The sequence below is a fragment of the Kitasatospora sp. NBC_01560 genome, from assembly GCF_045208415.1.
In the GTDB taxonomy this organism is placed as follows: Bacteria; Actinomycetota; Actinomycetes; order Streptomycetales; family Streptomycetaceae; genus Kitasatospora.
On record NZ_CP109364.1, the window covers coordinates 9082883 to 9100626 of the forward strand.

The 17744-nt window shown below is 73.6% G+C and carries 15 protein-coding genes and 1 pseudogene; 10 read left to right on the plus strand and 6 right to left on the minus strand.

Annotated elements, in window-relative coordinates; translation table 11 throughout:
- Nucleotides 1-9 precede the first annotated feature (9 nt).
- Nucleotides 10-714 (plus strand): metal-dependent hydrolase, encoded by a 705-nt coding sequence (locus OH807_RS38765; RefSeq protein ID WP_406209388.1) that lies wholly within the window; start codon nt 10-12, stop codon nt 712-714.
- A gap of 364 nt (nt 715-1078) precedes the next feature.
- Here OH807_RS38765 and OH807_RS38770 read toward each other — a convergent pair whose 3' ends face one another.
- Nucleotides 1079-1996, minus strand: a complete 918-nt coding sequence (locus OH807_RS38770; protein WP_406209391.1) for an alpha/beta hydrolase — start codon at nt 1994-1996, stop codon at nt 1079-1081.
- Between the two features lie 44 nt (nt 1997-2040).
- Between OH807_RS38770 and OH807_RS38775 the strand changes: the two genes are divergently transcribed.
- The gene (locus OH807_RS38775) at nt 2041-2514 is read left to right on the plus strand and encodes a MarR family winged helix-turn-helix transcriptional regulator (RefSeq protein WP_406209394.1); all 474 of its coding nucleotides are present in this window, start codon (nt 2041-2043) and stop codon (nt 2512-2514) included.
- A gap of 242 nt (nt 2515-2756) precedes the next feature.
- Here the strand turns inward: OH807_RS38775 and OH807_RS38780 are convergent.
- Nucleotides 2757-2940, minus strand: a pseudogene (locus OH807_RS38780) (LysR family transcriptional regulator); the annotation flags it as partial.
- Between the two features lie 145 nt (nt 2941-3085).
- Here OH807_RS38780 and OH807_RS38785 point away from each other — a divergent pair.
- Together OH807_RS38785 and OH807_RS38790 are read left to right on the plus strand one after the other, a co-directional pair.
- Entirely contained in the window at nt 3086-3949 is an 864-nt protein-coding gene (locus OH807_RS38785) for an inositol monophosphatase family protein (RefSeq protein WP_406209397.1), read from the plus strand.
- A gap of 40 nt (nt 3950-3989) precedes the next feature.
- Complete coding sequence (locus OH807_RS38790; protein ID WP_406209400.1) at nt 3990-4586, plus strand: NADPH-dependent F420 reductase; 597 nt, start codon at nt 3990-3992, stop codon at nt 4584-4586.
- A gap of 379 nt (nt 4587-4965) precedes the next feature.
- Here OH807_RS38790 and OH807_RS38795 read toward each other — a convergent pair whose 3' ends face one another.
- A complete protein-coding gene (locus OH807_RS38795) occupies nt 4966-5238 on the minus strand; it encodes a hypothetical protein (RefSeq protein ID WP_406209402.1) in 273 nt (90 codons plus the stop codon).
- A gap of 249 nt (nt 5239-5487) precedes the next feature.
- Here OH807_RS38795 and OH807_RS38800 point away from each other — a divergent pair, with 249 nt between their 5' ends.
- The gene (locus tag OH807_RS38800) at nt 5488-6732 is read left to right on the plus strand and encodes an MFS transporter (protein WP_406209405.1); all 1245 of its coding nucleotides are present in this window, start codon (nt 5488-5490) and stop codon (nt 6730-6732) included.
- 62 nt (nt 6733-6794) lie between these two features.
- Here OH807_RS38800 and OH807_RS38805 read toward each other — a convergent pair whose 3' ends face one another.
- On the minus strand, nt 6795-7085 hold the full coding sequence (locus OH807_RS38805) for a hypothetical protein (RefSeq protein ID WP_406209408.1): 291 nt from the start codon (nt 7083-7085) through the stop codon (nt 6795-6797).
- On the opposite strand from OH807_RS38805, the gene OH807_RS38810 reads away from it, so the two are divergent.
- Nucleotides 7057-7179, plus strand: coding sequence for a hypothetical protein (locus OH807_RS38810; RefSeq protein ID WP_406209411.1), 123 nt, complete (start codon nt 7057-7059; stop codon nt 7177-7179). The two genes, OH807_RS38805 and OH807_RS38810, sit on opposite strands and share 29 nt — an antisense overlap.
- Before the next feature lie 31 nt (nt 7180-7210).
- Here OH807_RS38810 and OH807_RS38815 read toward each other — a convergent pair whose 3' ends face one another.
- Nucleotides 7211-8560 (minus strand): glycosyltransferase, encoded by a 1350-nt coding sequence (locus OH807_RS38815; RefSeq protein WP_406209414.1) that lies wholly within the window; start codon nt 8558-8560, stop codon nt 7211-7213.
- 255 nt (nt 8561-8815) lie between these two features.
- Between OH807_RS38815 and OH807_RS38820 the strand changes: the two genes are divergently transcribed.
- Complete coding sequence (locus OH807_RS38820) at nt 8816-10996, plus strand: glycosyltransferase (protein ID WP_406209417.1); 2181 nt, start codon at nt 8816-8818, stop codon at nt 10994-10996.
- A 109-nt stretch (nt 10997-11105) separates the two neighbouring features.
- On the opposite strand, the gene OH807_RS38825 is transcribed toward OH807_RS38820, so the two are convergent.
- The gene (locus OH807_RS38825) at nt 11106-11714 is read right to left on the minus strand and encodes a TetR/AcrR family transcriptional regulator (RefSeq protein ID WP_406209419.1); all 609 of its coding nucleotides are present in this window, start codon (nt 11712-11714) and stop codon (nt 11106-11108) included.
- Nucleotides 11715-11831: 117 nt separating this feature from the next.
- Here OH807_RS38825 and OH807_RS38830 point away from each other — a divergent pair, with 117 nt between their 5' ends.
- From OH807_RS38830 to OH807_RS38840, 3 genes are all read left to right on the plus strand, one after another.
- The gene (locus OH807_RS38830; RefSeq protein ID WP_406209423.1) at nt 11832-13325 is read left to right on the plus strand and encodes an APC family permease; all 1494 of its coding nucleotides are present in this window, start codon (nt 11832-11834) and stop codon (nt 13323-13325) included.
- 8 nt (nt 13326-13333) lie between these two features.
- Complete coding sequence (locus OH807_RS38835; protein WP_406209425.1) at nt 13334-14203, plus strand: carbon-nitrogen hydrolase family protein; 870 nt, start codon at nt 13334-13336, stop codon at nt 14201-14203.
- 362 nt (nt 14204-14565) lie between these two features.
- A complete protein-coding gene (locus tag OH807_RS38840) occupies nt 14566-17457 on the plus strand; it encodes a discoidin domain-containing protein (RefSeq protein WP_406209428.1) in 2892 nt (963 codons plus the stop codon).
- Nucleotides 17458-17744 lie beyond the last annotated feature (287 nt).

Below are 17744 nucleotides of genomic sequence, written 5' to 3' on the forward strand. Positions count from 1 at the left end.
GGGGGCATCGTGCTGGGACATTCGCACGCGGTGAGCGGAGCACTGCTGTTCGCGGCCGCGGCGCCGCATCTGCCCCCCGTGCTGACCGGCGGGCCGCTCGGACCGGGCGACATCCTGATGGGCACCGTCCTGTGTGCCGGCGCAGCGCTCCTGCCCGATCTGGACCACCACGACAGCACGCTCGCGCACGTCCTCGGGCCGGTCTCCCGGGGGCTGTGCCGCCTGGTCGGCCGGCTCTCCGGTGGCCACCGCCACGCGACCCACTCCCTCCTGTTCGCCGCACTGGCCGGTGCCGGCAGCTGGGTCGGCATCGCGCGGCTCGGCCGCGGCTTCACCCTCGGCCTGGCTTTCTGCCTACTGGCCCTGGCCATGCACGCGCTGCACCCGCACCCGGCCGGCCGGGGCGTGGCGGGTTGGACCGTCCCCACCGGCCTGGCCGTGCTGGGCACGGCCGGCCTGGACACCCGGCTCCCGAACGCCCCGCACTGGCTGCCCTGCGCGGTGACCCTGGGCGTGCTGGCCCACCTCCTCGGAGACTGCCTGACCAAGCGGGGGATACCGCTGTTCTGGCCGCACGGACGCCACTGCGGGATCGTCCTGATCAAGCGCACCGGCAACGGCGTCGAGACGAAGTTCCTCGTCCCGCTGATGACGATCGCCACCTTCGTCCTGCTCTGGTGGGCCGCCTTCCCGCCCACCCCACCGATGACGTGACGGGGATCCGGCTACGCCGTCGGCCCGGCTCGGCCCGCTGCTCTCCGGGCCCGGGGGCCTGCTTCCTCGGCTCCGGATCACCGCCGAACTCGCCCCGGCACCGGAGTGATCCAGTGGGGCGGCGTCACCCAGGCCGCGGAACAGTACTGGTGGATCGGCATCGCGACGAGCAGAACGGTCAACGGCCGGACGTACCACCACGTCATCAACCTGAACAGCACCCGAAACACCGGGACGTACATGTGTCTCGCCGTTCCGGGAAGCACCACCGCCCGGAAGCAGCCCATGCGCGGCATCGTACGGAACGCCGCAGGGCCGTCCGGGGCCCCGAGCCCTGGACCGCCCGGCGGCCCGACCGGCGAGGCTATGCGGCCGCCGCCTCGGGAGCGCGGACGTGCTGGGTGAGGAAGAGGGCCGCCCGGTCCAGCGCCTGGTCGGCCTCGTCGAGGCCGCCGCCCGCGAAGGCCTGGAACACGTGGGGTACGCCGGCGGTGATGTCGAGGATCGCGTCCACTCCGGCGGCCCGGGCACGGGCGGCGATGCGCGTGGAGTCGTCCAGCAGCATCTCGTTCGTGCCCGCCTGGACGAGCATCGGCGGGAAGCCGGTCAGGTCGGCGAGGACGGCCGGGCTGAGCAGGGGCTGATGCGGGTCGGCTCCGGCGAGGTACAGGGCGCCGGTGTGTTCCAGGCGCTCGCGGGTGAAGATCGGGTCGACGCCCGCCTTGGTGTCCATGCTCGCCCCGGACCGGGTGGCGTCCAGCCCGGGGGAGAACGCCACGATCGCGGCAGGCAGCGGGAGGCCCGCGTCGCGGGCGGCGAGGCAGGTGGTGACGGTGAGGCCGCCGCCCGCGGAGTCCCCGGCGAACGCGATGGCCGAAGGGTCCTCACCGCTGTCGAGCAGGGCGCGGTAGGCGCTCAGGGCGTCCTCGATCGCGGCCGGGAACGGATCCTCGGGGGCGAGCCGGTAGTCCAGCGAGTACGACCTGAAGCCGGTCCTGGCCACGAGCTGCCCCGTCAGCGACAGCGTGGTCCGGGGCGAGCCGTACACCCAGCCGCCGCCGTGGAAGTACAGGATCGTCCCGGCGCGCGGGCCGCTGTCCGGCTCCACGCGCAGGGCGGGCCGGTCGCCGAGCGTCGTTCGCCCGGTGCGGATGGCGTCGGGCACGACCATGTGGGCCATCAGCGCCTCGAATCCGGCGCGGATCGCCTCGACCGACTGAGGGCCCTCGGGTCCGGGCTGCCGCAGCATCGCGTCGATCCGGGCGCGTTGTTCGTCGCTCATGCAAGTGCTCCTGTCCGGAAGTACCTTCCTCTACACTATATTCCATGGCATATAGATCGGATGGTCCCGTCGAACTCCCGAACTTCTTCGCCGACCTCGTCCGCTGTGAGACGCGTCTGTACAACGCCCTCAACGACCGCCTTCGTGAGCAGCACGGGATCGTCACGTCGCAGTTCGAGTTCCTGCGCCACCTCCGCGACCACCCCGCATCCCGGGTGGCGGACCTCGCCGCCGAGTTCGCCATCGGCATCGGCGCCACCAGCAAGGGCATCGACCGTCTGGAACAGCAGGGATGGGTGGCGCGCCGGCCGAATCCGTCGGACCGCCGGTCCTCGCTGCTCGCCCTGACCGACGACGGCCTGCGGCTGGTCGACGCGGCAGAAGGGACCTTCACCGAGCGGTTGGCCGAGCTGCTGACGGGCGCACTCGGACCGTCCCCGCTGGCGGCCGCCGCGCAGGCCCTCTCGGAGCTGCGCACCTCCCTGGAACGCGACCGGATCGGCACGCCGACGGGCTGACGCACCCGGGCCTCTCCGACGCCGGACGACGGACGGGCGACGGGCGACGGACGACGGACGGGCGACGGACGAGGGACGGGCGATCGACGGGCGACCGGGTGGCGACCCGGTGGCCTGACGTCGAGTGGGTGCCCGTCGAGTGGGCGCCCGCCCGTCCCGTCGGCCCCGGTCGTCACGGCCCGTCGGTGCCGGTTGCGGGGCGCTGCGCACGGTCAGCGCGGTGCGTGCCAGTGTGCGCAGCCAGGTGTGGGCGTGGTCGGTGGCGTAGCGCTGATGCCACGACAGTCCCCGGTCACGTGCCTGATCCGGCCCGGGCTGCGGCTCATCGCGGGGGGCGGTGACGTGAAGGCGTGCGGCCGCGACGGTCACGCTGCCCTCCTCCAGCAGCGCGTCGAGTGCGGTGAGCGGATCCAAATCCAATTGCATCTGAGTAACTCTAAAAGTTCCTGACATGCATTTGAGGTTAATGACGAGGCTGCCTATCTTCGAAGTGCGAGCACACGACGGGACACACCGCCCGGGTCGCTCGGCCTCCTCCCCTCCTCGGATCCCTCAGAACAGGAGCACCGCCATGTCCGGACCGCTTCAGACCGCCACCGCTTCCACCATCGAGGTCGCTGCCACCGACGTCGCCGCCACCGGAACTGCCGCGACCGACGCCGACCTGCTCGCCCGGACGGTGAGCGCCCTGGGCGCGGCCGGCTCGGCGTTGCGCGAGCGCTACGGCGACGTGGTCCGCCACCGGACCCGTGAGGAGCTGATGGCGGCGCTCGCCGCCAACGACGAGGCCGTCCTCGCCATCCTGCGCCCCCGCCTCACGCAGCTGCGCCCGCAGGCGGGTTGGGTGGAGGACGAGCTCGACGGCGGGGCGCTGCCGTCCGGCGAATGGTGGGTGGTGGATCCGGCCGAGGGGAACGTCAACCACCTGCACGCCCTGCCGGAATGGGCGGTCACCGCCACCCTGGTGCGCGACAACCGGCCGGTCCTCACCGCCGTGCACCTCCCGTTGACCGGCGAGACCTACACCGCGCTGGCGGGCGCGGGCGCCCACGTCGACGGCCGGCCGCTGCACGTCTCCCCGACCACGGAGCTCGGCCTGAGCATCGTGGCCACCAGCCAGGCCCGGCCCGACGAGGACGAGACGGTCGTGCGACGCGTGGGCTCCTCGATCACCGAGATGCTCCTCGACGCGCTCGTCGTGCGCACCGCCGTGCCCGCGACCCTGCACCTCGTGAACGTGGCCGCCGGCCGGATCGACGGCTTCTGGCAGTTCGCCGGCGCCCGCGCGGACCTGCTGCCCGGGATGCTGCTGGTCACCGAGGCCGGCGGGCGGATCTCCGACGCCCACGGCCGCCCCTGGACCCCGGGGAGCGAGAGCTTCCTGGCCACCGCACCCGGCATCCACACCGAGGCCGTCGCCACCCTCTCGCGCTGACCACCCACCACGACCCCCCCTACGAAAGGACCTTCTCATCATGACCACGATCGCAGTTCTCGGAAACGGCCGCGTCGGCGGCAATCTCGCGACCGCCCTCGCCCGGGCGGGGCACGAGGTGACGGCGGTGGACCGCGCGCCCGGCGCCGCCTCCGCCGCTGCCCGGACGGCCGAGGTCGTCATCAACGCGACGCCCGGCGCCGGCTCGCTGGAGCGGCTCGCCGATCTGCGGGAGGAGCTGCGGGGCAAGATCCTGGTCGACGTCTCCAACGCCACCGCCGACGGACCGGACGGACTGCCCGGCGATCTGCTCTACCCCGGGTCGAGCCTCGCCGAGCAGCTCCAGGAGGCGCTTCCCGAAACGCGCGTCGTCAAGACGCTCAACACCATGCTCTTCCCGGTGATGACCGCACCGGCCGCACTCGCACAGGCGCCCGAGGTGTTCCTCTCCGGCGAGGACCAGCAGGCCAAGCAGACCGTCCGTGAACTGCTCACCGACCTCGGCTGGGACACGGAGTGGATCACCGACCTCGGCGGCATCCGGACCGCCCGCGCCACCGAGGCCGCGATCCTGTTCGTGCCGCACGTGATCCGGTCCAGCGGATTCGCGCCCTTCGCGATCTCGATCGCCCGCTGATCCGCATCCCGGCACAGCACACAGCACACAGCTGACCCGCAGGCCCCCGCCCGACCGCCGCTGCGTCCGTGACGCTGTCGCCGGCCGGGCGCCCTGCGATCCCGTGCCGGGGGGCGGTGTCCCTTCCGGGCGGTAGTGCCGTGCCCGATGGGGAACGGATGCCGCCGCGCGCGTTCCCGCGCCGGCTCTGTTCGCGTCGCGGAGCGGCGCTCCGGCAGCGGTCCGGCGGCACTCCGGCGGCACTCCGGCGGCGCTCCGGCAGCGGTTCGGCAGCGGTCCGGGAGGCGGTGCCCGGCCCGGGGTCCCGGCGTCCTGTGCTCGTGGTCGCCGGGGATCGAGGACGAAAACGTCGGCGGCCCAACAGCCGCGGGCCGGGCTACTACTTGCGGGCCTGGGCGTCCTCGGTGAGGGCGGTGCGGAGAGATCGGGCCAGCGAGCGGGCGGAGGGTCGTTGCCCCGGATCGTGGGCGAGGCCGGCCCGCAAGGCGTCCTCGAAGGCGGGGAAGGCCCAGGGCCGGACAGCGGCGATGTCGTGGCGGCGGCTGGCCGTGGTGTCGGCCAGCAGGTCGGGACGGCGCGCCTGGGGGTCGCGGTAGTCGGTGGGCGGGGTGCGGGTCCAGGACCAGAACAGGGAGGCCGCCAGAGACCACACGTCCGCCTCGGGTGTGGTGGTGATGTGGTCGGTGGCATTGATGATCAGGGCGGCGGTCTCGGGTGCGGTGGTGTGGGCCAGGCTGCCGCAGTTCTGGGCCCGGGGCGAGTGGCGGGTGTGGCCGCCGCCGGCGGCCGGCGGCGCTCGGGGCGCCTGCGTCGGCAGGGCTTCAAGTTGCCCTGGGGTGTGGGGAGTTCCCGGTGGCGGCCCGCTGCCGGGACTTCGTGTTTTCCTGGGGCGGAGTGGATCATGCGATACGTGCGGTTGCTGCGGCGCGGGCCTGTGCTTCTGCTGTGGGGGGCGCAGACGGCGTCGGTGTTCGGCGACCGGCTGTACGCGATGGCCGTGATGTGGATGGCCTGGGAGCGGTCGGGCGCCGGGGCGATGGGCCTGGTGGCCGTCGCCGAGTCCGTGCCCTACATTGTGCTCGGCACGGTGGGGCGCCGGGTGATGGACCGGTTCGCGTCGCTGCGGGCGCTGGCGGTAGTGGACGCGGTGCGGCTGGCCCTGGTGGCCGCGCTGCCATGGGCGTGGGCCGAGTTCGGCACAGTCGGGCTGATCACCTCGGCGGCCCTGCTGGGAGTCGGCGGGGCGCTGTTCGACCCGAACCTCGGCGCGCTGGTGCCGGACCTGGTCAGGCCGGGCGAGGTCCAGGCAGTCAGCGGGCTGATGGATCTCACCGGCCGCATCGCCCGGATCGCCGGTCCCCGGGCGGCCGGGCTGCTGCTGGCGGTGATGCCACTGGCCGGGCTGTTCTGGGTCGACGCGGCCACGTTCGCGCTCTCGGCCCTCGCCCTGGTGCTGCTGGCCGCCCGTACCTGGCCGGCCGCTGCCGCCCCGCAGGCCGGACCGAAAGCGGCAGGGGTGCGGCCACGGGTCTGGTCGCTGGTGCGGACCCATCCTGACACCGGGGTGGTGCTGGCCGTGCACGGGATCGGGATCTTCGCCGGGGCGGTGTCGCTGGCGATGCCCGCCCTGATGGCCGGTCGGCTCGGTGCCGGGGCCTCCGCCTATGCGGCGGTGCTGGCCTGCACCGGCGCCGGGGCCCTGGCCGGGAACCTGGTGGCCGGGAACGTGCGGCTGCCCGGGCCGCTGACAGCGGTGTACTGCGGGGCGTGGGCGGCCTCCGGACTGGTGCTGGCCGCCAGTGGGCTGGCCGGGTCGCTGCCAGTGCTGCTGGCGCTGTCCGTCCTGTCGGGGGCGGTGTCGCCGTTCCTGCAGATCGCGCTGTCCACGCACTTCGCGCTGTTCCCTCCGGCCGCCCGCAGGCGGCTGCTGACGGTCGACCTGACCGTGATCCGCACTTGCGGGACGGTCTCGATGCTGTTCGTCCCCGCGCTCGCCGCCGCCGGTCCGAGGGCCGCGTTCCTGGTGGGCGGCCTGGCGGTGGCGGTGGTCGGCGGGGCGGGTACCGTGCTGGTGGTGGCCCTGTCCCGGGGGCACCAGCCGCTGTCGGAGGCCTTGCCGGTGCCGGAGCCGGCGGCCCGCGACTGAGCCCTGGCACGGGCACGGGCCCCGCATGGCGGGGCCCGGCCGGTGTGCTGGTGGTGCTCCGGTCAGCTCGCGAGCAGCTGCCAGTGGGTGACGGTGATGTCCTCCAGCGGGATGCCGGGGTCCTTGTGGATCCGCTGGTGCATGGCGCCGAACCAGGCGTCGCGGCGGTCGTCGAAGAACGCCCGGTCGTACCAGGCGACGCCGAGCAGGACGGTGCCGCCGCCGCCCGGGTTGCCGGGCTCGGCCTTCCGCTCGGGGGCCCGCGGCGCCGAGGGGCCCGCCGCCGCCGCACCGGCGTGGCGCGCCGTCGCGGAGCACCCCGTGATGGAGCGGATCGGGGCCGCCCAGCGCATCGCGGCCGCCCTGCTGCGCCTCCCGTTGCTCGGTCACCGGGTCTACGCGGTGGCCGAGTTGGTGGCCGGACCGGTGGCCGGCTCGCCCCGCTGAGCAACGGGCCGGCCGGTGGTGTGCGCCCGCTTCAGTCGCGGGCGGGCATGCACCGCAGGAGAGCGGCGGCGGCCCGGGCGGCGCCCGGCGGGCGCAGCCGGGCCGTGAGTGCCGCGGTGCCGTGGGCCTGTCCGGCGAGGAGCGCGGCCACGGCCTGGCCGGCGGCGTGGGGCGTGAGTGTGTTGGGCGCCAGGCAGAGGCCCACGGCGGCACGTTCGGCGTCGTGGGCGATGGCGAACTGGTCGCTGGAGAACGGCAGGACCAGCGCGGGCACGCCGGTCTGCAGGCACTCGGTGAAGGAGTTGTTGCCGCCGTGGTGGACCATGGCGGCGGCGTGCGGGAGCAGCTCCTGCTGGGGGATCGCCGAGGTGACGTGCAGCCGTCCGGGCGCGGCGCCGTTGAGCAGGGGGTGGCCCGCGACGGCGGTGACGCGTTCGCCGGCGGCCACGACGACCGAGGCCGGGGTGTGCCGGAGGATTCCGGCCGCGGCGGTGGTCAGGACATCGTCGCGCGCCGACAGGAAGGTGCCCAGGGCGACGAGTACCAGGGGGCGTCCGTCGGTCGTCAGACGGGCGAGGACGGCCTGCCAGTGCTCGTCCAGCGGTGCGGGACCGGTGTCCGGCAGGAGGTGGCCGGTGTACAGCGCCCGGGGGCCCGTCGGAGCGGGCGGGAGCCAGGGCAGGCGGGGGTAGTTGAAAACGACGGCGTGCGGTGAGCACAGGGCGAAGGCACGCTCCGGTTCGGGCCGGTCGGGGGCGTACCGCCGGGTGACCGCCTGGAACGCGTCGGTGAACGCGGCGTCGTTCGCCGCCGCCGCGGTGCGCAGCCGGCGGAGGTCCGCGGGGGCCGGGCGCAGGGCGGCGGGCCAGGCGTAGGGGAGGCCGAAGTAGGCGTCCGGTGCGGTCGGCAGATAGCTGGGGTGGCCGGGGCAGAAGGTGGCGTAGGGCAGACCGAGGCAGTGCAGGGCGAGGGTCGCGGCGTAGGAGAGCTGGTCGACGAGGTACCAGTCCGGACGGAGTTCCGCGTCGAGGGCGGCGAGGTGGCGCAGGACGCGTCCGGGGTCGGCGAGCATGTCGTCGGCGCGGTGGCGGGCCTGGGTGAGGAGAGTCGCGACCGGGCCGCGATGGGTGGAGTCGAGGAACTCACGCAGCCGCTGCGCTTCCGCGTCGTCCTGGCGGGTGGTTTCGGCGATGCCGTGGTTGGCGTTGCGAGTCACGGCCAACTCGGTGAAGCCGAGGCCGCTGCGGGCGGCGAGGCCGGCGAAGGCGGGGGTGCAGGCGAAGGTCACACCGGCGTCGTGCCGGGTCAGCGCGGTGCCGAGAGCGGCCAGGGGCCGGGCGTGCGAGTGGAACGGCGGGCTGATCACGACGACACGGGGCACGGTGTTCTCCATCCGGGGGCGTCACTGCGCGCGCGGCTTTCGATGATGCCAGGCCTTCCGGCGTCGCCACTCCTCGGGAACGCGGGTGTCGTCGCGGGGCCGGAAAGCCCCCGGGACGGCGCCGAGAAGCTCCCGGGAAGCTCCCGGAACGGCCCCGCGAAGGCGCCGGGCGAACTCGGCACGCCCACCGCAATCCATTTCGCCGCTCGTCTCCGAAAGGCCGGAGACCGAACGGCGGCATTGGGAGGAGGAGCGATGACACACCACGTGACGCCGGTCGCGGCCGAGCCGCGGATCGCTGCGGCAGGTGTGGGGACGCTTGCCGCGTGGCGCCGCTTCCACTGGGCCCGGGGCGCCCCCGCGGTCCCGGACGGTGACCTGCTCGGACGGCTGGCGCGGGCCGAGTACGGGGATCCGTGGGCGCAGCCCGATACGGTGCTGCTGCTCTCCGACCGGCGCGCGGCGCGGATCCGGCACCTCGCACGGCGCGAACGCGCCGCGCCGGCGTGGGTGCTGGCCGCGACGGGTGCGGCGGCCGACCTGGAGGCGTGGGAGCGGACGGCTCTCGCGGAGGCGTGGGAGCGCAGTGCCGCCCGCGCGGGCGGGCCCGCCGCGACCGCGGAGATCCGGCGGCGGTTGCTGGCGGACCCGAGCCCGGCGGAGACGGCATTCCTGCTGGACGTGGCGGACGCGAACGGCCTGCGGCCGCTCTCGCCCGGGGAGGCGGCCGGCCTGGAGCCCGTCGGCGGGGAGCAGACCCACGCCCTGTGGCGCTACCTGTCGGGCTTGCCCGGCGGCGGCCTCGTGCGACACGCCCCCGGTCCGGGCGGGGACGCGTACGAGCGACTGCTGCTCGCCGCGTGCGCCGAGCGGGCGTGCCCCGGTTCACCGGCGGGCCGGCGGTTCAGGGCGGCGTTCGCCGATCTTGCCGTGGGCGTCCGGGGCGCTCCGGTCGTCGCGCAGTCGATGCTGCAGGGCCGCCTGGAGGAACCGGGCGCCGGACTCAGCGGCGGGATGAGCGTGTTGCTGACCGGCCTGGGTGAGGCCTTGACGGCCGGGGCGCGCGTCGCCCGAGTCCTCACCCTGACCACGGCCCGGCCTGCGGAGGTGGAACGCGCGGGCCTGGTGCACTGGTCGGGGCGGGCGCACGTGCTGGTGCGACTGCCCGTGGACCTGCCGGGAACGCTCGATCCGGAGAACGCCGCCGCGCACCATGCGGCGCTGGCCTGGTGGACGGCCCGCATCTTCGAACTACCGGGCGCCCGACCGGACCTCGTGCACGTCAGGTTCGCCGACGACGCCTCCCTCGCCGTCGCCCGGGCCGCACGCCGCCACGGAGCGAAGCTCGCGTTCACCGTCACCCCCGACCCCCACCGGGCCATGGACGAACGGCACGCCGGCCTGCCGCCCGAGCGGACCGGCGACGCGGGGCGCGCGCTGCGCCTGGACCTGCACCGGGTTTTCGTCGCCGACCGCCTGGTCTCCCGGGCGGACCTTCTGGTGGCCATGCCGGGTGGCTCCGGGCTGGAGGAACTCCTCACGCACTTCCCGCAGTTGGGGAACCGTCCGGTCCACGTGCAGCCCGAGGGCATTGCCCCTTTCCGGCCCGCCGCGGACGACGCGGCGACGGCGCGCGGTCTGCTCGCGCGGCTGTTCGGTGGCGGTGGGTACGGCGGCGCACTCGCGCCCGACGCGCCCGACGGACCCGATGCGCCCGACGCGCCCGACACACCGGATGCGCCCGATGCGTTCGACCCGGCCGATCACGGGCTGCCGTTGCTGTTGTGCGTGGGGCGGCTCCACCCCGTCAAACAGCAGGAACAGCTGGTGCGCGCCTGGATGCTCGCGGGCCTGCACCACCGCACGACCCTGCTGCTGGTCGGCGGATCACCCACGAACCCGACCGCGGTGGAGGCGACGGTCCGCGGCCGCCTCGCCGAACTCCTGGCGACGGACCGGGTGGCGATGCGCAGGGCCGCCCTGTGGCCCGCGCTGTCCAACCGGCATGTCCGGCTGCTGGAAAGGGCGTTGGCCCAGCGCGCGCCCGGGTCCGTGCTGTACGTGTGCCCCAGTGCGAAGGAGGAGTTCGGGCTGGCCGTGCTGGAGGCCATGGAGGCCGGCCTCCCGGTGGCGGCCCCGCGGCGCGGCGGCGCCTCCCACTACTTGCGCGACGGCGTCAACGGGCGGCTGCTGGCCACCGAATCGGTGGGGCGGCTGGCCGACGGCCTGCGCGCCCTCGTGAGCACGCCGGCGCCGGACCTGGCGGTGATGGCGGCGGCCGGGGCCGCGACGGTGCGCGAGCGATTCGGCATCGACGCCATGGCCGCGTCCCTGGCCGGCGCCTACCGGGCGACGTGCGGCACGGACGACCCCGTGGCGCAGCCGTGTCACACGCCGCGGTGGGGCGGTGGGCCGGACGTCACGGGGAGCGGCTGAGGGAGATCGCGCTGGGTGCCGGCCCGGCCGGCCTCGCCGCTCCGGGCCGCGCCACCGTCGGCCGAGGGGCGCGACGGGCCCGTCGCTGTCCGACGGTCGTCCCGGGGGCTCACCCGAGATCGAAGCCCGTCACCGTGCGGGCGAGGCTGCGCAGTGCGGTGACGACCTCGGCCCGGGTGCGGCGGCCGGCCAGGATGTCCATCTGGTAGCCGTCCTCCATGGCGACGAAATTGGCCGCGAGCAGGCGCGGCGAGTCGGCCAGCGTGAAGTGGCCCTGATGTTGCCCGAGCAGCAGGATGCCGTAGTAGACAGCGATCTGACGCTCACTCAGGGCGCTGTCCAGAGCCGCGGCCCTGGGGTCGCGCAGGCACCGCGGCCAGTACTCGAAGAGCAGCCTGGTGAGGGCGTCGTCCGGCCCGGTGGCCGGACCCTTCTCGATGCAGGCGCGCAGCTGGTCGCGGGCGTCGGTGTACTGCTCGGCGGCGCGTTCACGCTCCGCGCTGTAGCGCTCGATGCCGTGCTGGTAGGTCTCGTGCACCAGCGCGTCGAGGTCTCCGTAGTAGAGCACGGCGGCCGGGGTCACCCCCGCTTCGTCCGCGATGTCGCGCAGCCGCAGCCCGTCGAGCCCGCGGGCGAGCAGGGCGCGCTGCACCGCCGCGCCCAGCTCGGCCCGGCGGGCCTCCTTGCTCTTGCGACCGCCTGTGCTGCCCGGTGCCATGACCGCTCCTTCTCTGACTCGGGATTCAATCCTAGCCGTCCAGCTCTTGACGGGTGAATGGCCCGGTTCTTAAATTCACGTTTAACAACTCCCCGGTTCTCGCGTCAGGAGCTCCTGATGTCCACCCCCACCGATCTCGCAGCCAGACCGACCACCCCCGACAAGGGCCTCGCCGCCGACTCCGTCGGCCTGCTGTCGATGGTGTCCCTCGGCCTGGCCTCGGTCGCCCCCGCCTACAGCATCACCGTCACCCTGGGCCTGGTGGTGCTCGCCGTCGGCCACCTCGCACCGGCCGCACTGCTGGTCGGCTTCGTGCCGATCCTGTGCACCGCCTACGCCTTCCGCGAGCTCAACCGCGTCATGCCGGACTGCGGCACCAACTTCGTCTGGATCACCCGGAGCTTCGGCCCCTGGATCGGCTGGATCTTCGGCAACTGGCTGCCGCAGACGGCCACCCTGATCGCCATGACCGCCCTCGCCCAGGTCGGTGCCACCAACCTGCTCGACGTGGCAGGGCTCACGGACCTCGCCGGACGGACCCTGCCGGTCACCTGTCTCGGCGCCCTGTTGATCGCGCTGGCCACCGCCGTCGGCTACCGGGGCGTCCAGCTCTCGGCCGCGGTGCAGACCGTCATGGTCGCCGTCCAACTCGCCGCACTGATCGGCTTCGGCGTCGCCGCCCTCGCCGCCCACGACGCCGCCTCCGAGTTCAGCCCCGGCTGGCTCAACCCCTTCGCCTTCCACGGCACCGGGCCGTTCGCGCAGTCCGTGCTGCTGTGCCTGTTCATCTACTGGGGCTGGGACGCGGCACTCACGGTGAACGAGGAAGCCCGCGACCGTACCCGCACCCCTGGCCGGGCCGCGGTGCTGTCCACCCTCGTCCTGCTCAGCACCTACCTGTTCACCGCCGTCGCCGCGATCAGCTTCGCCGGGACGGGCGCGACCGGCCTGGGGCTGGGCAACGCGAGCAACGCCGCCGACGTCCTCGGCACGCTCGCCCCGGCGGTGCTCGGCGCCCCGGTCGCGAAGGGCGTGCAACTCGCGGTCGCGCTGTCGGCCGTCGCCGCACTGCTGACCTGTGTCGTCTCCACGGCGCGCCCCAACGTCTCGGTCGCCTCGCACGGGGCGATGCCGGCGGCCTTCGCCCGGGTGCACCCGCGCTACCGCACCCCCACTGTCGCCACCCTCTTCACCGGTGCCGTCGCGGTCGCGCTGCTGGCGGTGCTCAGCTTCGCCGCGCCCGCCTTCCTCGGGGACGCCGTGCTCTCCATCGGCCTGCTGGTCTGCGCCTACTACGGCGCCACCGCCTTCGCCTGCGTCTGGCACTTCCGCGCCGAGCTGCGCTCCGGCGGCCGGGCGCTGGTGTTCAAGGGCCTGCTCCCGCTCGCGGGCGGCCTGATGATGCTGGCCGCGTTCGCCCGCAGCGCCGTCGACATGGTGGACCCGGACTACGGCGCCACCTCGATCGACGGCGTCGGCGGCGTGTTCCTGCTGGGCATCGGCTCGATCGTGCTGAGCCTGCCCGTCACCGCCCTTCTCCGGCTCCGCTTCCCGGAGTTCTTCCGCAACGGTCGCCGCACCGTGACCGACCTGATCGTCACCGAGGACTGAGAGCACCCATGCGCACCCTGGCCGTCGCCGCCCTGCAGACCCGCCCCGTCGTCCACGACCCGGCAGCCACCTACCTCCGCTTCGAGGAGCAGGTCCACGCCGTGCGGGAGCTGTTCCCGCACGTCCGGCTCGTCATCGCCCCTGAACTGCTGCTCGCCGCCGAACCGCCGCTCCTCCAGGGCCGCCCGGGGTGGATGGAGCAGGTCGCCGAACCGGTCCCCGGGCCGCTGACCGACCGCCTGTGCGCCCTCGCGCGGGCCACCGGGCTCTGGCTGGTGCCCGGCACCGTGTTCGAACGCACCGAGGACGGGACCGTCCACAACACCGCGCTCGCGATCTCCCCCGAAGGGGGCATCGTCGCCCGCTACCGCAAGGTGTTCCCCTGGCAGCCCTACGAACAGGCAGCCCCCGGTAGCGAGTTCGTCGTCTTCGACATCCCGGGCACCGGCCGGGTCGGCCTGGCGATCTGCTACGACGGCTCCTTCCCCGAGACCGTGCGACAGCTCGCCTGGCTGGGCGCGGAAGTCGTCGTCCAGCCCACCCTGACCACCACCCGCGACCGGGAGATGGAGCTGGTCTGCGCCCGCGCGAACGCCTGGACCAACCAGGTCTACGTCGTCAACGTCAACGCCGCCGACCCCGCCGCGGTGGGCCAGAGCGTCATCGTCGATCCGGAGGGCATCGTGCGCCAGCAGGCCGGCGCCGGCGAGGAGACCCTCGTCGACGTGCTCGACCTGGACGCCGTCACCCGGGTCCGCGCGTACGGCTCCGCCGGGATCAACCGGCCCTGGGCCCAGCTCGCCCGCTACGGGGCGACGATCCACCTGCCGATGTACGGCGGCGGCTTCCGTACCCCCGACTGGGCCCGCGAGCAGTGAGCCGCCGAGCTGCCCGGCCCCGGGTCGGGCAGCTCGACGGGTCGCGCCGTGTCAGGCCCCGCCCGCAGGGGTCGGACGGGGCGCCGGATTTCCACCGTTCCCATGGCTACGACACGCAAATCTCGGCATGTGATCGAAAACTTGCGTAGTTAGTGTCAGATTCTTGCTCTCTCATATGGACTTCATGCGGCGACGCCCATAGTCTCTCCTCGCTCGGCGGAACCCACCGCGTCACACGCTCGAAGCCCGTGCGCCATCCGATCGGCCGCAGCGCCGCAGAGCCGCCGCCGGTACCGACCGCCCTGCAGCCTGGTCCCCACCCCTGGTTCCACCCCCACGACCAGCAAGGATGTGTAACCGACATGCAGTCACCACCCGCCCGCCGGCTACGGAGCAGCGTCGCCGCGCTGACCGCGGTCGCGCTCGGCAGTGCCGGCCTGTTCACGGCCGCCGTCATCGGCATCGCCACCCCGGCCGGCGCCGCCGGCGTCCCGACGCTCTCGCCGCTGAGCGTCCCCGGTCGAGGCGCCACCGTCCCGTTCAGGGAACAGGAGGCCGAGTACGCGGCCACCAACGGGACGGTGGTCGGCCCCGACCGGCTCTACGGCCACCTGCCCTCGGAGGCCTCCGGCCGCCAGGCGGTGACGCTCGGTGCGGTCGGCCAGTACGTGGAGTTCACCCTCACCGAGCCGGCCAACGCGATCGACTTCCGCTACAGCCTGCCCGACACCGCGGACGGCAAGGGGCGGGACGCCTCGATCGACCTGCTGGTCAACGGCAGCAAGCTGAAGAGCGTCGACGTCACGTCCAAGTACAGCTGGTACTACGGCGGTTACCCGTTCAACAACAACCCGGGCGACACCAACCCGCACCACTTCTTCGACGAGACCCGGACGATGTTCGGGGCGAGTTACCCGGCTGGGACGAAGATCCGGCTCCAGGTCTCCTCGACCGCGCAGTCTCCCAGCTTCACCATCGACCTGGCCGACTTCGAGCAGGTCGGAGCCCCGATCGGCAAGCCGGCCGGGGCCATCGACGTGGTCTCCGACTTCGGAGCCGACCCCACCGGCGCCACCGACTCCACCGCGAAGTTCCAGGCCGCCGTCAACGCCGGTCAGTCCCAGGGCCGCGCGGTCTACGTCCCGCAGGGCACCTTCACCCTCTACGACCACGTGGTGGTCGACGGTGTGACCCTGGCCGGGGCCGGCCCCTGGTACAGCGTGCTGGGCGGCCGCGACCCGAACAACCGCGCCAAGGCTGCCGGCGTCTACGGCAAGTACGTCGGCCAGGGCGGACCGAGCCAGAACGTCACCCTCAAGGACTTCGCCATCATCGGCGACATCCGCGAGCGGGTCGACGAGGACCAGGTCAACGCCGTCGGCGGCGCGATGTCCAACTCCACTCTGGACAACCTCTGGCTCCAGCACACCAAGGTCGGCGCCTGGATGGACGGTCCGATGGACCGCTTCACCGTCAGGAACAGCCGGATCCTGGACCAGACGGCCGACGGCGTGAACCTCCACACCGGCGTCACCAACTCGACCGTCACCAACACCTTCGTCCGCAACACCGGTGACGACGGCCTGGCCTCCTGGCCGGAGCGGGTGCCGAACGTCAACGACAGCTTCACCCACAACACCGTGGTGCTGCCGATCCTGGCGAACAACATCGTCACCTACGGCGGCAAGGACTTCACCATCTCCGACAACGTCATGTCGGACACCATCAGCAACGGCGGCGGCCTGCACATCGCCAACCGCTACCCCGGGGTCAACTCCGGCAGCGGCACCGCCGTGGCGGGCACCATCACCGCGGCCCGCAACACCCTGATCCGCACCGGCAACAGCGACTTCAACTGGCAGTTCGGTGTCGGCGCGATCTGGTTCGACGGCCTGAACGAGCCGATCGCCGGTGCGACCATCAACATCACCGACACGGACATCCTGGACAGCTCCTACGAGGCCGTCCAGACCATCGACGGCTCGTCCAGCGGCATCAACTTCACCAACGTGAACATCGACGGCGCCGGCACCTACGCCGTCCAGGCGCAGGCCAACGCCACCATGAAGTTCACCGACGTCAAGGCGAAGAACATCGCCCAGGCGGCCACTCCGATCCACAACTGCGTCGGCAGCGGCTTCGTGATCGTCGACGGCGGCGGCAACTCCGGCTGGAACAACGGCACCACCTGCAGCGGCAACTGGCCCGCCCCGCAGTGGACCTACGGCGGGCGGCCGTCCACCGGAGGCGGCACCTCCTCGCCGAGCCCGTCCACGTCGCCCAGCACGCCGACCACACCGCCGACCACGCCGCCGCCGACGTCGCCGACCGCCCCGACCACGCCGCCGGCGTGCAACCCGGGCACCGGCAACCTGGCCCAGGGCAAGACGGCCACCGCCAGCAGCACCAACCAGACGTACACCGCGGCCAACGCGGTGGACGGCAACGCCGCCAGCTACTGGGAGAGCGCCAACAACGCGTTCCCGCAGGCGATCACCGTCGACCTGTGCGCCGTCACCGCGGTCGGCAGCGTCACCGCCAGGCTCCCGTCCGGCTGGGAGAAGCGCAGCGAGACCGTGAGCGTCCAGGGCTCCACCGACGGCGTCTCGTTCAGCACCCTGGCTCCGTCGACGGTCATCACCCTCGACCCGGCCACCGGCAACACCGCGACCCTCGGATTCGCCCGGGCCAACACCCGCTACGTCCGGGTGAGCGTCACCGGCAACACCGGCTGGCCCGCGGCGCAGCTCTCCGAGCTGGAGGTCCGGGCCACCGGTCCGACGGCTCCCCCCACCACCACGCCCACCACCCCGCCGGCCACCACCCCGCCGGCCACCACCAACCTGCTGGCGGGCAAGCCCCTGAGCGCCACCAGCACCGCGGACGTCTACGCCGCCGGCAAGGCGAACGACGGTGACGCCGCCAGCTACTGGGAGAGCGCCGCGAACGCCTTCCCGCAGTCGCTGACGGGTGACCTCGGCGCCTCCACCGCCGTGGGCCGCCTCGTCCTCAAGCTGCCCCCGGTCACCGCCTGGGCCGCTCGCACCGAGACGCTGAGCGTGCTCGCGAGCAGTGACGGCACCAACTGGACCATGGTGAAGGGCTCGGCCGGCTACACCTTCGACCCGGCCGGCGGCAACACGGTGACGGTCTCCGTCCCCGGCACCACCGCCCGCTACCTGAAGCTCTCGTTCACCGGCAACACCGGCTGGCCCGCGGCGCAGCTCTCGGAGTTCGAGGCGTACACCTCCTGACGCCGACCCCGGTCGACACCGGGCTCCCACCGAGGCCCCTCCGGCCCGCCCTGTGCGGGCCGGAGGGGCCTCGGCCCGTTCGGGGATCCCTCCGGCCCGCCCGTCCCGGGTGGCCGCTCGACGGGCGGCCGGTTCGGCGGCCCGTGGGTGCCGGAGCGCGGGTCGCCGACTCGGCGGGGCGTTGCTGCCATCGGCCGGCACGGGGGTGCCCGTGGCCGGCCCCACGTCCGGCACCGCCGTGCCCGTCACCGCCGGTGCGGGCGAGGCCGGGCACGGCGGTGCCGCCG

What these genes read in the sequence shown, in the direction of transcription:
- OH807_RS38805 (WP_406209408.1), bottom strand. Translation starts at nt 7,085, where the DNA reads ATGCGCTGGGCGGCCCCGATCCGCTCCATCACGGGGTGCTCCGCGACG.
- OH807_RS38840 (WP_406209428.1), top strand. Translation starts at nt 14,566, where the DNA reads ATGCAGTCACCACCCGCCCGCCGGCTACGGAGCAGCGTCGCCGCGCTG.
- OH807_RS38835 (WP_406209425.1), top strand. Translation starts at nt 13,334, where the DNA reads ATGCGCACCCTGGCCGTCGCCGCCCTGCAGACCCGCCCCGTCGTCCAC.
- OH807_RS38790 (WP_406209400.1), top strand. Translation starts at nt 3,990, where the DNA reads ATGACCACGATCGCAGTTCTCGGAAACGGCCGCGTCGGCGGCAATCTC.
- OH807_RS38830 (WP_406209423.1), top strand. Translation starts at nt 11,832, where the DNA reads ATGTCCACCCCCACCGATCTCGCAGCCAGACCGACCACCCCCGACAAG.
- OH807_RS38820 (WP_406209417.1), top strand. Translation starts at nt 8,816, where the DNA reads ATGACACACCACGTGACGCCGGTCGCGGCCGAGCCGCGGATCGCTGCG.
- OH807_RS38825 (WP_406209419.1), bottom strand. Translation starts at nt 11,714, where the DNA reads ATGGCACCGGGCAGCACAGGCGGTCGCAAGAGCAAGGAGGCCCGCCGG.
- OH807_RS38775 (WP_406209394.1), top strand. Translation starts at nt 2,041, where the DNA reads ATGGCATATAGATCGGATGGTCCCGTCGAACTCCCGAACTTCTTCGCC.
- OH807_RS38785 (WP_406209397.1), top strand. Translation starts at nt 3,086, where the DNA reads ATGTCCGGACCGCTTCAGACCGCCACCGCTTCCACCATCGAGGTCGCT.
- OH807_RS38770 (WP_406209391.1), bottom strand. Translation starts at nt 1,996, where the DNA reads ATGAGCGACGAACAACGCGCCCGGATCGACGCGATGCTGCGGCAGCCC.
- OH807_RS38800 (WP_406209405.1), top strand. Translation starts at nt 5,488, where the DNA reads ATGCGATACGTGCGGTTGCTGCGGCGCGGGCCTGTGCTTCTGCTGTGG.
- OH807_RS38810 (WP_406209411.1), top strand. Translation starts at nt 7,057, where the DNA reads ATGGAGCGGATCGGGGCCGCCCAGCGCATCGCGGCCGCCCTGCTGCGC.